The 13734-nt window shown below is 60.4% G+C and carries 10 protein-coding genes and 1 rRNA gene; 5 read left to right on the forward strand and 6 right to left on the reverse strand.

The genetic code is table 11. From position 1 onward, the window contains the following. From rrf to CS919_RS08545, 5 genes are all read left to right on the forward strand, one after another. Positions 1 to 117, forward strand: a 5S ribosomal RNA gene (rrf, locus tag CS919_RS08525). A gap of 263 nt (positions 118 to 380) precedes the next feature. Continuing rightward, a complete protein-coding gene (locus CS919_RS08530; RefSeq protein WP_099299076.1) occupies positions 381 to 1112 on the forward strand; it encodes an ABC transporter ATP-binding protein in 732 nt (243 codons plus the stop codon). After that, complete coding sequence (locus CS919_RS08535; RefSeq protein ID WP_099299077.1) at positions 1112 to 3715, forward strand: ABC transporter permease; 2604 nt, start codon at positions 1112 to 1114, stop codon at positions 3713 to 3715. Before CS919_RS08530 ends, CS919_RS08535 begins: the two co-directional genes overlap by 1 nt. Before the next feature lie 49 nt (positions 3716 to 3764). Further along, positions 3765 to 4754 (forward strand): hypothetical protein, encoded by a 990-nt coding sequence (locus CS919_RS08540; protein WP_099299078.1) that lies wholly within the window; start codon positions 3765 to 3767, stop codon positions 4752 to 4754. Between the two features lie 111 nt (positions 4755 to 4865). After that, the gene (locus CS919_RS08545; protein WP_099299079.1) at positions 4866 to 6149 is read left to right on the forward strand and encodes an NRAMP family divalent metal transporter; all 1284 of its coding nucleotides are present in this window, start codon (positions 4866 to 4868) and stop codon (positions 6147 to 6149) included. Here the strand turns inward: CS919_RS08545 and CS919_RS08550 are convergent. The 6 genes from CS919_RS08550 to CS919_RS08575 all read right to left on the reverse strand — a co-directional run bounded on the left by CS919_RS08550 (position 6146) and on the right by CS919_RS08575 (position 13721). Then, the gene (locus tag CS919_RS08550; protein WP_099299080.1) at positions 6146 to 6859 is read right to left on the reverse strand and encodes a GntR family transcriptional regulator; all 714 of its coding nucleotides are present in this window, start codon (positions 6857 to 6859) and stop codon (positions 6146 to 6148) included. The genes CS919_RS08545 and CS919_RS08550 overlap by 4 nt on opposite strands. Before the next feature lie 13 nt (positions 6860 to 6872). Next, the gene (locus tag CS919_RS08555; RefSeq protein ID WP_099299081.1) at positions 6873 to 8726 is read right to left on the reverse strand and encodes an acetyl/propionyl/methylcrotonyl-CoA carboxylase subunit alpha; all 1854 of its coding nucleotides are present in this window, start codon (positions 8724 to 8726) and stop codon (positions 6873 to 6875) included. A gap of 14 nt (positions 8727 to 8740) precedes the next feature. Beyond that, positions 8741 to 10408, reverse strand: a complete 1668-nt coding sequence (locus CS919_RS08560; protein WP_099299082.1) for a 5-oxoprolinase subunit B/C family protein — start codon at positions 10406 to 10408, stop codon at positions 8741 to 8743. Further along, complete coding sequence (locus tag CS919_RS08565; protein WP_099299083.1) at positions 10405 to 11178, reverse strand: LamB/YcsF family protein; 774 nt, start codon at positions 11176 to 11178, stop codon at positions 10405 to 10407. Before CS919_RS08565 ends, CS919_RS08560 begins: the two co-directional genes overlap by 4 nt. Positions 11179 to 11313: 135 nt before the next feature. Further along, positions 11314 to 11994, reverse strand: coding sequence for a DUF3239 domain-containing protein (locus CS919_RS08570; RefSeq protein ID WP_306345848.1), 681 nt, complete (start codon positions 11992 to 11994; stop codon positions 11314 to 11316). After that, on the reverse strand, positions 11991 to 13721 hold the full coding sequence (locus CS919_RS08575; protein ID WP_234990880.1) for a DNA repair helicase XPB: 1731 nt from the start codon (positions 13719 to 13721) through the stop codon (positions 11991 to 11993). The genes CS919_RS08570 and CS919_RS08575 overlap by 4 nt, the downstream gene beginning before the upstream one ends. Positions 13722 to 13734 lie beyond the last annotated feature (13 nt).

Genomic DNA, 13734 nt, shown 5'->3' on the forward strand with positions numbered 1-13734 from the left:
GTCGGTGGTTTTTGCGACGGGGTCACGCCCGGTCCCTTTCCGAACCCGGAAGCTAAGCCTGTCTGCGCCGATGGTACTGCACCTGGGAGGGTGTGGGAGAGTAGGTCACCGCCGGCATCAAAAATTTTTTGAATAGATTGATGTGTGAAGAGCTCTGGTAGCGATACGAAACACTACGTTTCGTGGTCGTTGCCAGAGCTCTTCTTTTTTGTGTACCCGGAAAGTATGTGACTACCGGGTGATGAAGGTTCGGGGCACAGTGACGGCATCAGCGCCACCCCGAGGAAGCAAGATGAGGGTGGAACCCTGATGTATTCATGTCTCGGCACTTCTTATGCTTGATACTGTTGATCAGTTACCCGCATGAGGTCAGGAGAATTATGAGTACCGCAGCAGCCCGCGCAGTATCACTATCCAAGAAGTACGGATCTGGCGATACAACAGTCCACGCCCTCAACGATGTGAGTGTGGAATTCGCCACCCAGCAATTCACCGCAATCATGGGGCCTTCCGGCTCCGGCAAGTCTACCCTCATGCATTGCATGGCTGGTTTAGATTCGGCCTCATCGGGCGATACGTTCGTGGGAGATGTGAACCTCACCCACCTCAAGGACAAGCAGCTGACCCAATTGCGTCGCGAGCGCCTCGGATTTATCTTTCAGTCCTTCAACTTGGTGCCTACCCTCACTGCGAAAGAAAACATCACTCTTCCTCTCGATATCGCAGGGCGCAAGGTCGATGAGTCTTGGTTTGCAGAAGTCACCCAACGCCTTGGTTTGTCTAAGCGTTTAGGTCACCGTCCCTCAGAGTTGTCCGGCGGACAACAGCAGCGTGTGGCGTGCGCCCGCGCGCTCGTAAGCCGCCCAGACATCATTTTCGGTGACGAGCCCACCGGCAACCTCGATTCCAACAGCTCGAGTGAGGTGCTGGATATTCTCCGCACTGCCGTCGATAAGGATAATCAAACGGTGGTCATCGTGACCCACGATCCCCGCGCCGCCTCGTATGCAGACCGCGTGGTGTTTCTCGCCGATGGCCACATCGTGCGTGAGCTTGAGCGCCCAACCACGGACCAGATCCTGCAGACCATGACCAGCATCGAGGAGTACTGATGGATTCCTCAAGCAGCGCCATGACGCGCGTTTCCATGCGCAATCTTTGCTCCCATAAGTTGCGGTTCTTTCTGACGATTCTGTCTGTAGTGCTGGGTACTGCCTTTATCGCTGGCAGCTTCATGTTCACCAACTCGCTGTCCAGGGCCTTCGATAGCATTGTTGACTCAACCTACAAGAATGTGGATGCAGTGGCTTTCTCACAGAAGGGGGGAGGGCAGAGTCTCGACCAAGAGTTCCGGCAACGACTGGTAGGTGACCCACACGTATCCAACGTCAATATCTCCAGCAATGTGCAGGTGGTCGTAGGCGATAAGGACAACAACACCATCAAAACAGGTGGTGCGCCTTCCGTGGTGGGGCCTTACTATTCCGATGACCAGCAGGTAAGCCAAGGAATGGAAATGGTTGAGGGCCACGCCCCGCACGGTCCGGGCGAGGTCATCGTCAATCAGACCGCGGCGGACAAGAACAACATCGCGGTAGGTGATTCGCTTTCCCTCATTGATCCCACCAAGCCACACCAGGTCACCGTGGTGGGCATCTATAGCGAGGATTTCGAAGTGGGGGGCTACTTTGGTGCCCTCATGGAAGAACCTGCATTCCTTGACGAGTTTCGCTCAGGCGGTGTCGTGGATGAATTGATGCTGGAATCCGCACAGGACGAATCCCAGCAGCAGTTCGTGGACTACCTGAAGGGCGCATATCCTGGCGTCGTATTTAAAACGGGCGACCAGATGGTCAACGAGCAGACCGAACAAATCAACACAGCGCTGAGCTTCGTGAACTACTTCCTGCTAGCGTTCGGCCTGATTGCACTGTTGGTAGGCACGTTCATCATCGCCAACACGTTCAGCATGATCGTGGCGCAACGAATGCGTGAGTTCGCATTGCTGCGAGCACTGGGCACCTCGCAACGACAATTGACGGCCTCCGTGGTCCTCGAAGCGGCAGTGATCGGGCTCATCGGATCCCTGCTGGGAGTGGCAGTGGGCTACGGTCTAGTGAAGCTGATCTACATCGCCCTGGACTCGATGGGCATGGGCATTCCGGAATCTGGATTGGCTCTGACGGCGATGGGAGTCATCGTGCCGCTGATCCTAGGAGTGTTGGTGACGGTGCTCAGCGCATGGGCTCCGGCTCGTCGCGCGGGCCAGGTTCGTCCCGTCGAAGCCATGCGCATGGGCGACGTTTCCTCTAGCAGCTCGCTGAAATTGCGAACAGTGTTGGGATCGGTGGTGCTGCTTGCTGGAATCGTCGCGGTAGTGGCAGGTGGCTGGATTCTTTCCGACGCCTCCACGGGGCCGCGTGCCGGGATCATTGGCCTGGGTGCCGTGCTGATGATTCTCGGAACCTTCATGGTCTCTCCAGCCCTCGCTATCCCCGTGGTTCCGCTGGTGGGCCGGACTATTGGCCTGCCGTTCGGGGCAGTGGGGAAGTTGGCGTCGACCAATTCCAAGAGGAACCCACGCCGTACCGCAACTACTGCGTTCGCCCTAACTCTGGGCGTGGCGCTGGTGGCGGCGATCGGCATGTTCGGCGCGACGATGAAAAACTCCGTCACCGAACTCACGGACTCCAGTATCCAAGCGCAGTACATCGTGGCAGGACCTGCCAGTGCCGGACCGGGACAGTTCCCCGTCCCGCGAGGTGCTGTCCAAGCAATTGAGGACGTCAATGACGTGCAAGATGCCGTCACATTTGGAGTCAGCGGCTTCACAGTGGACGGAGAATCTGCCGCACCGGGCCAACCAATTAGTTTCGTAATGGACGGCGACCCCACGGCAGTGACGGACATCGAGCGGGTTGACGGAGACGTGACGTTCGCCGAGCCAGGATTCCTGGCCAGCGAAAGTATGGCCAAGAAGAAGGGGTGGACCGTCGGCCAGGACGTGCCGGTGGGCATTGGCCCCACCAGCACCGCGGGTCTGGCGCATGTGAAACTGCGGGGCACCTACGAGGACAACAAGCTGCTGGGAAATATAGTCCTGAGTGATTCCGCGTTGACCCAGGTTAAGAAGGACGTGCCACAGTTCGCGTCCAACGGAGCAGCTGCCACAACCATCCAGCTGATCGCTGTCAGCGGTAAGCCTGGAGTGGATGAGGATCAGTTACGTCAAGAGTTGGAAAGCGCAGTGGACAAGTTTGTCATTGCGAGCGTGCAAACCAAGACGGAATACGCCGGTTCGCAGGCAGTCATGGTGGATCAGATGTTGAACATCCTCTACGGTCTCTTGGCACTGGCAGTGGTGGTGGCAATCCTGGGCATCATTAACACTCTGGCCCTGAACGTGGTGGAGAGGAAACAAGAAGTGGGCATGCTGCGCGCAGTGGGAACCAAGCGCATGCAGATCCGCACGATGATCACCCTGGAAGCAGTGCAGATCTCACTGTACGGCGCGCTGATGGGCATCGTCATCGGAGTGTTCCTGGGATGGGCATTTATCCAGGCAATGCAAGACCAAGGACTGACCGGAGCGGTGGTTCCTGGGGACCAGTTGGCTCTGATGGTGATCGGCTCGGCAGTGGTGGGCGTGGTGGCCGCACTGTGGCCAGCTCACAAGGCTGCCACTACGCCGCCGCTGGACGCGATCGCGGACTAGTTCGCAGCGGACTGGTTTTCTGAATGTTGGCGGGATCTACAATGGATCCATGAGCGAAACGCCAGGGAACCAGTCAGAACCAGCACAGCAGACCCCGAACTCGGACATCGTCAACCTGCCCGGCAGCGGCAGGGATGTTCAGGAAGGCGTGGCGCTGCTGACACCCGAGCAGCAGGTAGAGCAGCTCAGCAACTTCTTCGAGGACAACTATCCCGACATCTTTCGCTCGCTGACTACCGATGAAGGCCGGGAATTCACGTCACAAGGCAAAGAAGTCCCCGCGGAGCTCAAGGAAGCCACTGAGCGCATGTGGGCAAAGACTCCAGATCTGCTGGCCCACAGTGGATTGCTGGTCTTGGGAACGGGCCTCGATCACTCCATGCCGCACGTGAGCTACCTGCGCACCGGCCCTGCGGCTACGCCCTTTGGTGGTGCCGAGCTTCCTGAGGGAGTCCGGGCCACGATCCTGCGCCCCTCAGAGCCGAACGGCGCCTATGCCGTTTCCCTGCACGGCGGACCCGGTTGGTTCGGAGACGGGCAGAGCCACGACCAATTCTGGCTCCCGCTGTTCGCAGCCCTCGCGGAACGCTCCGGCGTGACAGTCATCGACGTAGTGTATCCATTGCCTGGAGCTGGGTCGTGGGAGCCAACGCAGGCAGCAGTCGCGCAGACTTTCAATGACGTGAAGAACTGGGTGAAGCAGCAGCGGGGATCCGGTTCTAGCCAGGTGGGACTGATCACTTTCGGCACAGGCTTTGTGGCTGCGCGGGACGTTGCTGGTGAAGCGGATTTCCACCTGATCATGACCCCACGGATTCCCGCAGGCTTTGCAGCAGCTGTGGAATCCTCACGCAATTACGTGAGTCTTGCAGCGTTAGATACCCGCGGAACGCCGGCGGACGAGGTCACTGCGTGGATGGACGGCCGCGGTGCAGAGTACAAGTACAGCGATTACCCGTCCGAACACATCATTGCGGCCCCTTCAGTGTGGCGCGGGAGGGTGGACGAGGCTGCACAGTGGTTGGCGCAGCAGGCCTAGCAGGGGACATGTGGGGGTAGGTTTTCTCTCTGGAAAATCTGTCCATTTCTTTACATATTGTTGAACAATCCCTTAGGGTGATTTCCATCACTAAACAAGGGAAGGCTCTTCATGTCTCACACCCCCAAGGATGATGCACTTCGAGGGCATGCTTCCGCAGCAGCAGATACTGCGACCCACGCAGCAGATTCAAACCCCCAGACCGTCACCCGAGCCACCGGATTTCTGGCCTCGCTTGGTGCCATGTTCCTTATGGCCACCAGCGCGATCGGTCCGGGCTTCATCACCCAGACCACCGTGTTCACAGTGGAAATCGGAGCGGCATTCGCTTTCGCGATTCTCATCTCGATCCTCGTAGACATCGCAATCCAGCTCAACGTCTGGCGCGTGCTTGGCGTGAGTGGCCTGCGTGCCCAAGAGCTGGGAAATACTGTTCTGCCCGGCCTTGGTTGGGTCATGGCGGCATTCGTGTTCGTTGGCGGCGCTGTGTTCAATATCGGCAACATCGGCGGTACCGGCCTAGGTATGAATGCCATGTTTGGACTGGATCCGCGCATCGGTGGTGCGATTTCCGCGCTGATCGCCATCTTTATCTTCGTATCGAAGAAGGCCGGTGTTGCTCTGGACCGCATCGTGGTGGCGCTGGGTGCCATCATGATCTTGCTGATGATTTATGTCGCAGTGGTCTCTGCCCCTCCCGTGGGCGAGGCATTGAAGAACACGGTGGCACCAGAACAGGTCGACTTCCTGATCATCACCACGCTGATCGGCGGCACCGTCGGTGGATACATCACCTTCGCCGGCGCCCACCGCCTCATTGATTCCGGACTGACCGGTGTGGACAACGTCAAGTCCATCACTCAAGTATCTGTGCTGGGCATCATTGTCACCGGCATCATGCGCGTCTTGCTCTTCCTCGCCATCCTCGGTGTGGTTGCCTCGGGTGTCACACTCGCCGGAAACAACATGGCGGCGGACGCGTTCCACCACGCTGCTGGTGAGATTGGCCTGCGCTTCTTCGGCGTGGTCCTGTGGGCAGCTGGCCTGACTTCAGTGGTGGGTGCTTCATACACCTCCATCAGCTTCATCACCACGCAGAAGACTTCCCTGCGAACCCGATCCTTAATGACCGTCGCATTTATTGCCGTGTGTGCTGGAATCTACCTGTGGCTAAACCAGGCTCCACAGAAGCTGCTGGTTTTCGCCGGAGCGTTCAACGGGCTTATCCTGCCCATCGGCTTTGCCGTGGTGCTCTGGGTCGCATGGCGCCGCAGGGATCTGCTGCAGAACTACAAGTATCCAGCGTGGCTGCTGCTGATCGGCGTAGCTACCTGGCTGCTGACCTTGTACTTGGCATGGTCATCTTTGTCCAAGCTGGGCACCTTGTGGGGCTAGCCAGTAAAGAATTGGGGTAGGTAATCCCGCGTGCGGCTCAGAGATTCCGAAAGTTTCTGAGCCGCCTCTTCGTATTTTTCCTCTGCGACCAAGTCAGCGACAATCCGATTTTCCGTGATGAAGTGAACATGGAAAGCCGGATCTATTTCTGTGGCGTGCATAAATGCCAACCTCATTTGCGCCAGAATCCGGCTCATTGCCGTCTCTAGATGTTGAGAACAGGCACTGGCCACGATGGTGCGGTGGAAATCGTGATTCGCGTCGGAAATTAGCTGAATATCGACTTCGCTACTGTTACCGCCCTGTTCATCGCGGGCAGCTTCCGCCTGGCGGACGATTCCGTCTAGGCCGTCCAGCCCTACGCGGGAACCCCACAGCAATGAGCCCGGTTCCAGGATGATGCGCGCCGTGTAGAGGTCCAGCATCTGTGTCAGCGTGGGCTGAGTGATAAATACTCCGCGATGTGGGATGCGCTCCACGAGCCCTTGGGCGGCCAGCGTGGCAAAGCCCTCCCGCAGTGTATTGCGGGATACCCCCAGCTGAGCGGCGATGTCCACTTCGTTGAGCTTCTCGCCTGGGCGGAACTGTCCGGAGGAGATCCCCTGCGTCAACTCCACAGCGGCATTATGCGACTGGCTGGCCAGAGATTCGCGGGAGGATTCTCCCGCGCTACTTCCAGAACTGGAGGTAGATAAATCGGATGGATTCATAACCTCCAGTTTATTATGCGGAGATTACCGCCAGCGATTCACCTTGCGAGATGCTGTCTCCCACGCTGATCGAAGACAGGTTCACCACACCAGAAGCAGGAGCCTCCACGGTGGATTCCATCTTCATGGCTTCGATGGTGGCGATGGGCTGACCAGCTTCAACGGTATCGCCGTCTTCTACTCGCCAATTCACCAGCACGCCGGTGTAGGGGCACGGCACGGAAGTTGATCCCGAACCAGACGCGACAGCACCTGCTGCATCTCCATCCTGGGACTCCGCTGCGGCGCCTGACTCCGAGCCGTTGGACGCGCCGGCGCCAGCAGAGGAACCGGTGGAACCCGCAGCACCAGAAGGCTGAGCAGCACTAGCAGCGCCCGCAATCACGGCCGAAGGAATGGATAGCCGGTGGAGGCGTCCGTCGATCTCGACCGTCATAGTGGTCCGCTCGTCATATGCGGCCTCCATGTCCGATGGGGAAGATCCGGTGTAGCCAGCACCGATGCCTGGCTGGTACTCCTTGTCCACCCAGTCCGTGTACACGTCCAAGTGATCTCCGGAGAAGGCCGGGTGCGTCACGATGTCCTTGTGGAAAGGAAGCACGGTGCGCACACCTTCGATGGTGATCTCGCGCAGTGCCGCCCGAGCACGCTTCAAAGCGATCTCGCGGGTAGGGCCGGACACGATCAGCTTGGCCATCAAAGAATCGTAGAAGCCAGGAATCGTGGAGCCCGAACGAACGCCAGAATCCACGCGAATGCCGGGGCCGGTCGGCGCTTCGAAGCGCACCACGGTGCCGGGGGAAGGCACGAATCCATTGGCCGCGTCCTCAGCATTGAGGCGGAACTCAAAAGCGTGTCCACGGGATTCTGGGTCTTCGTCGAAGCTGATCTCCAAACCAGCCGCAATCCGGAACTGCTCGGCGATGATGTCCACGCCCGTGACCGCTTCGGTGACTGGGTGCTCCACCTGCACACGCGTGTTGACCTCCAAGAAGCTCACCGTGCCGTCTTCAGCCACGATGAACTCCACGGTGCCGGCGCCGGTGTACTTCGCTTCGGCGATGATCGCGCGTGAGCCTTCGATGATGCTGGTGCGCTGCTCGTCGGTCAAAAACGGCGCGGGAGCTTCTTCCACCAGCTTCTGGAAGCGGCGCTGCACGGAGCAGTCGCGGGAACCGACCACGCGCACGTTGCCGTGGGTATCAGCGAGAACCTGAGTTTCCACGTGCCGGGGCTTGGTGAGGAACTTCTCCACGAAGCACTCGCCACGTCCGAATGCCGCCACTGCTTCACGTCCGGCGGAAGCGAAGGCGTCTTCGATGTCGTCGTAATCATAAACAACCTTGAGACCACGTCCACCGCCGCCGAAGGCTGCCTTGATGGCGATGGGCATGCCGTGCTCGTCGGCGAAGTCTCGCGCCTCTTCCCAGGAGGCGATGGGATCCGGGGTGCCGGGGGTCATGGGCGCGCCTGCCTTGGAGGCCAGGGTGCGGGCGGTGACCTTGTTGCCCAGTGCCTCGATGGCTTCCGGAGTAGGGCCGACCCAGGTTAGTCCCGCATCGGTGACGGCTTGTGCGAAATCGGCGTTTTCGGACAGGAAGCCGTAGCCGGGGTGCACGCAGTCGGCTCCGGAGCGCAGAGCGATGTCCACCAGGGCGGGGATGTTCATGTAGGTATCGGCTGAGGAGTTGCCCTGCAGCGCGTAGGCTTCATCGGCCATCTGCGGGTGCAGGTTGTCTACGTCCGCCTCGGAGTACACGGCCACGGAAGTGATGCCGAGGTCGCGGGCGGAGCGGGCGATGCGCACTGCGATCTCGCCGCGGTTGGCAATCAGCACCTTTTTCAGGGGGAATGCGGTGGTGGTCATAAGTGGGTACTCCTTTAGTTCTCCGGGGTCTCGGGGCTCAGGGCGGTGAAGCGAACTTTCTCGCCGGGGGCGAGTTGCGCGGCGATGTCGAGGTCTTCCTCTAGCACCGTGGCGATAACGGGGTAGCCGCCGGTGACGGGGTGGTCGGCGAGGAAGACTACGGGCAGGCCGGATGGTGGAACTTGGACACAACCGGCGACCATGCCTTCGGAGGCCAACTCGCCTTCGTGGCTGCGTTTCAGTGGGGTGTTTGTGTTGTCGACGCCAGACTCGTCCTCATCTGGTAGCGCCAAGCGGAGCCCGACGCGGTTGGACTGTCCAGTCACGATCCAGTCCGTGGAGCAGAAGCGTTCGAATTCCTGGCGAGAGAACCAGTCATCGCGCGGGCCGGGGATGCAGCGCAGTTCGCTGGTGGCGCGCAATGGGTTGCTTCCGGTGGCACCGACGGAAGCGGTGGCGGTGCGTCGGCCGATGCTGAGGGCACAGCCGTGCTCCAGGGGGCGGGGTCCGAGGCCGGACAGGACATCGGTGGAAGAGGATTCCAGCACCTGCTCGGCGATGAAGCCCCCGCGTGCGGCGATGTAGTGGCGCAGCCCGCTGCCAGGTTCGGAGGTGGGTTGAACCGTGAGAGTGGCTCCGGCGCGTACGAGTACGGGTGAGGCTAGAACGTGTTCTGCGGCGCCTACGGTAACGGTGGCCAGGGCACCCGTGACACACACCACGGTATCCGTGGTTGCGGTCAGGGTGATGCCCCCGATGTTCTCTATCACTGCTGCTGCGGAGGGGTTTCCGAGGACGTCGTTTGCCACCCATGCACTGGAACGGTCGGCCGCTCCCGAACGGTTGACGCCCATGTCTCCAAAGCCTTGGCGACCCGAGTCTTGGAACAGTGACTGCAGGCCGGGGTTATCCACGGTGAATGCGGGGCGAGACGGGGTGCGCGAGTGCGATGGGCGCTTGGTTTCCGCCGGTGTGTGAGTAGAGGTCACGGTGGCTTGATCGCGGACTGAGCGATAGGTCACGGCGTCACCTGGTTGGAGCAGAGCTGGGGGATCGGCGTGGGTATCCCACATGGGCGTTTCCGTTCGCCCGATGAGTTGCCAGCCGCCGGGGGAGGTGCGTGGATAAACCGCTGAGAAGTCTCCGGCGAGGCCTACCGCGCCGTTGGGCACGGCAGTACGCGGGGTTTCTAGCCGCGGGATATTCCACTCGAATGACCCACCGTCGTTAGTGCTCGAGGACGAGTCTTCGCCGAGCATGGGAACACAGTAGGTAAACCCAGGGGCAAAGCCGCCGAAGGCTGCGGTCCATTGCTGTTGGGTGTGCCGTTCGATGAGCTCTTCGGTGGAGATACCTAGGTGCTCAGCTACGCCCGCCAGATCTTCGCCGTCGTAGATCACGTCGATGGTGATGTCTCGCGAGGAGGATGCGCTGCGCTGCGCTGGGGTGAAGCTCTGTAGCTCGGTGCGGGCACGCTGGGCGTCTGCGCGGGTGGCGAACAGCACCAGCACGGTGGTGGCAGCAGCGATGGCTTCCACCTGACCACGCAGGGGAGAGCTGGTCAGCTGCGCGTGCCAGGTCATCACGGACGAGAGATCTGGGAGTACGATCAGCCAACCTTTGGTGCCAACGGGGCGCAGTTGCGGGGTTGCAGTGTGTGCTGCGGAGGGGGAGTGGCTCATAGGAAACTTCCGACCTGCACGCCGTTGCTCTCCAGCGTGTTCTTGATTTGCTCAGCCATCGTGACAGCGCCGGGGGAATCGCCGTGTACGCAGACAGACTCTGCTTCGAGAGTCAGAACGGAACCGTCGATGGCCTCGATTTCGCCACTGGTGGCCATGCGCAACACCCGCTCGGCAACCACGGATGGGTCGTGGATGACTGCGCCTTCTTCCCGGCGGGAAACCAGCGTGCCATCTGGGTTGTACGCGCGATCCGCGAAGACTTCCTGGATCACCCGCAATCCCTGGGATGTGGCGTACTCGGCCGCATACGCGCCGGGCAGGAGCATGACGGGGAGATCACCGAAAGCTTTGATGCCGTCAATGACCGCGCGGGCCTGCTGCTCGTGGTGGACGATGGTGTTATACAGCGCGCCGTGGGGCTTGACGTAGCGCACGGATGTGCCGTGGGACTTGCACAGAGCTTCGAGAGCGCCGATTTGGTAGAGGGTTTCATCGGCGAGTTCGGCCGGTGCGTAGTCGATGAATCGACGCCCAAAACCAGCGATGTCGTTATAGCCCACGTGGGCTCCGACTGTCACTTGGTTTGCTTGAGCTGCGGCGATGGTCTGGGAGATCGCGTGTGGGTCTCCTGCATGAAAGCCGCAGGCCACATTGGCGCTGGAGACGATCTTGGCCATCGCTGCATCGTCGCTGACGGGATTTCCCGCGGTGGTTTCTCCCAAATCGGCATTGAGATCAATGCGCAACGGTGAGTTGTTCTGAGCCATTGCTTCACTCCTTGTGTGGGAATGGTCCCCATGTGGAATTGTTCAACAATCTAGAGCCATGGTAGCCGTTGACTACAGAATATGTGTACTCCGTCACGTTTTTGGTGGCAGGGTCATGTACGGCACATAACCTGCCTAGCCCCGAGTGCCGTGCTTCTCCGGATCCAGCAGCAACAAATTGCGCTTGGTCTCACACACTTCATCGACCAAGTCCACAAAACCTTCCAAGGCAGCCCACTGATCAGCGGGAATCGCCTTCTCCGCTGCCTCCCATACGGCCGGATCATCGGTACCCCACGCCACAGGCATGGGTGAAATCTCTTCGAAAAGCCCCTTGGAATGCATCGTCTGCACACCGGTGACAGCCATCGACGGAACCTTTGCGCCGACCTCGCGAGGAACACCCGGGATAGAAGTAACAGGGCGCGCAGCCAAGGCTGGGCGAGAAGGATTATCAGGGTTCGCCGTGGCGTCGACCAAAGAAAGAAGGACCATATCCCGCGCGTTGACCTTGGCCACCACCGCGGGAGCCAGATCGTACATGTTGTAGTAGTGCTGCGGGGCGCCCATCTTGCGCGGCAGGATCGGGATGATGATCAGGCACATCAGCGCAAAAAAGCCGAAGGTGATGCCCAGCGCGAACGAGGTGACGGTGGGGCCGAGGAACACAAACAGCGCAACCACAGCCAGGATCATCAAGGCAGCGAGGATGGCCGCCGAGATCTGGAGGCGCTTGGCGTCGCGGAAGAACTCGTTGTGCTTGCGCGCGTAGTCCTCATCGACGTCAAAGTGGAAGGGGGTCATGAAAGAACTCATGGTAATTCCTTAGCATTGTTGGAATCGGAGGGCTGGACGGGCTCAGGAGACTCGGAAGGCGCAGCTTCCTCGGGCGCATCCGGCAGGTCGAAGGAATCGACGATTCGGTAGCCGTACCCCTGCTCCGCCAAGAACCGCTGGCGATGCGCCGCATAATCAGCATCCAAGGTGTCCCGGGCAACGATCGAGTAGAAGAACGCTCCGCCGCCGTTAGGCTTCGGGCGAAGGATGCGGCCCAAACGCTGCGCCTCCTCTTGGCGGGAACCAAACGTGCCGGAAATCTGGATGGCAACGGACGCGCCGGGCAAATCCACCGAGAAATTCGCCACCTTGGACACAGCCAGCACCGGCACCTCACCGTCGCGGAACTGCTGGTAGAGCTTCTCGCGCGTGGCGTTGCCGGTCTTGCCATCGATGACGGGAATGTCCAGTTCCTCGGCGATCTCCTGCAACTGATCCAAGTATGCGCCGATGATCAGCGTGGGCTCATCCGGATGCATCGCCATGATCTTGCGCACCACCTTGTTCTTGGTGGGTGTGGTGGCGGCCAGGCGGTACTTGTCCGTCTGCTCGGCGGTGGCGTACACCATCCGTTCTGCGTCTGTGAGCTGCACGCGCACCTCGGTGCAATCCGCGGGGGCGATCCAGCCCTGGGCCTCGATGTCCTTCCACGGTGCATCGAAGCGCTTCGGCCCGATGAGGCTGAACACGTCTCCTTCGCGGCCGTCCTCGCGCACCAGGGTGGCGGTCAGGCCGAGCCTGCGCCGGGACTGCAAGTCGCTGGTCATGCGGAAAACGGGTGCGGGCAGCAGGTGGACTTCGTCGTAGATGATCAGGCCCCAGTCACGGGAATCGAAGAGCTCCAGCGCCCGGAACTCGCCCTTCGTCTTGCGCGTGACCACTTGGTACGTCGCGATCGTGACGGGGCGAATTTCCTTGCGCTCGCCGGAGTACTCGCCGATTTCGTCCTCTGTCAGAGAGGTACGGCGGATCAACTCGTCCTTCCACTGCCTGCCGGCCACGGTGTTGGTCACCAAGATCAACGTGGTGGCCTTGGCCTTGGCCATGCTGGCCGCACCCACCATCGTCTTGCCTGCGCCGCAGGGAAGAACCACCACGCCAGAGCCACCTTCCCAGAAGCTATCTGCGGCCATCTCTTGGTAATCGCGCAGCTCCCACTGCTCCAGCTCCTGGCTGAGCTCTATGTGGTGCGCCTCGCCGTCCACGTATCCTGCGAGATCCTCGGCGGGCCAACCCACCTTGAGCAGCTCCTGCTTGAGGCGGCCGCGCTCCGACGGGTGCACCACCACGGTGTCCTCGTCTAGGTTGCTTCCCAGCATCGGCTTGATCTTCTTGTGGCGCTGAATTTCGGTCAGCACCGCGCGGTCCGTGGTCTCCAGAATCAGCCCGTGAGCCGGGTGTTTCTGCAGTTTGAGCCGCCCATAGCGGTCCATCGTCTCGGCGATATCGATAAGCAGTGGCTGTGGCACGGGGAAGCGACTGTAGCGCTCCAGCACGTCCATGACCTGCTCCGCGTCGTGTCCCGCCGCGCGTGCGTTCCACAGCGCCAGCGGAGTGATGCGGTAGGTGTGGATGTGCTCCGGTGCCCGCTCCAGCTCGGCAAACGGTGCCAGCGCGTTGCGGGCCTCGGTGGCCTGCTCGTGGTCGATTTCCAGCAGCACCGTTTTGTCCGATTGCACGATGAGTGGTCCGGTTCCAATGCTCACGCGTGGTCCCTTC

This window comes from Corynebacterium dentalis (genome assembly GCF_900232865.1).
In the GTDB taxonomy this organism is placed as follows: Bacteria; Actinomycetota; Actinomycetes; order Mycobacteriales; family Mycobacteriaceae; genus Corynebacterium; species Corynebacterium dentalis.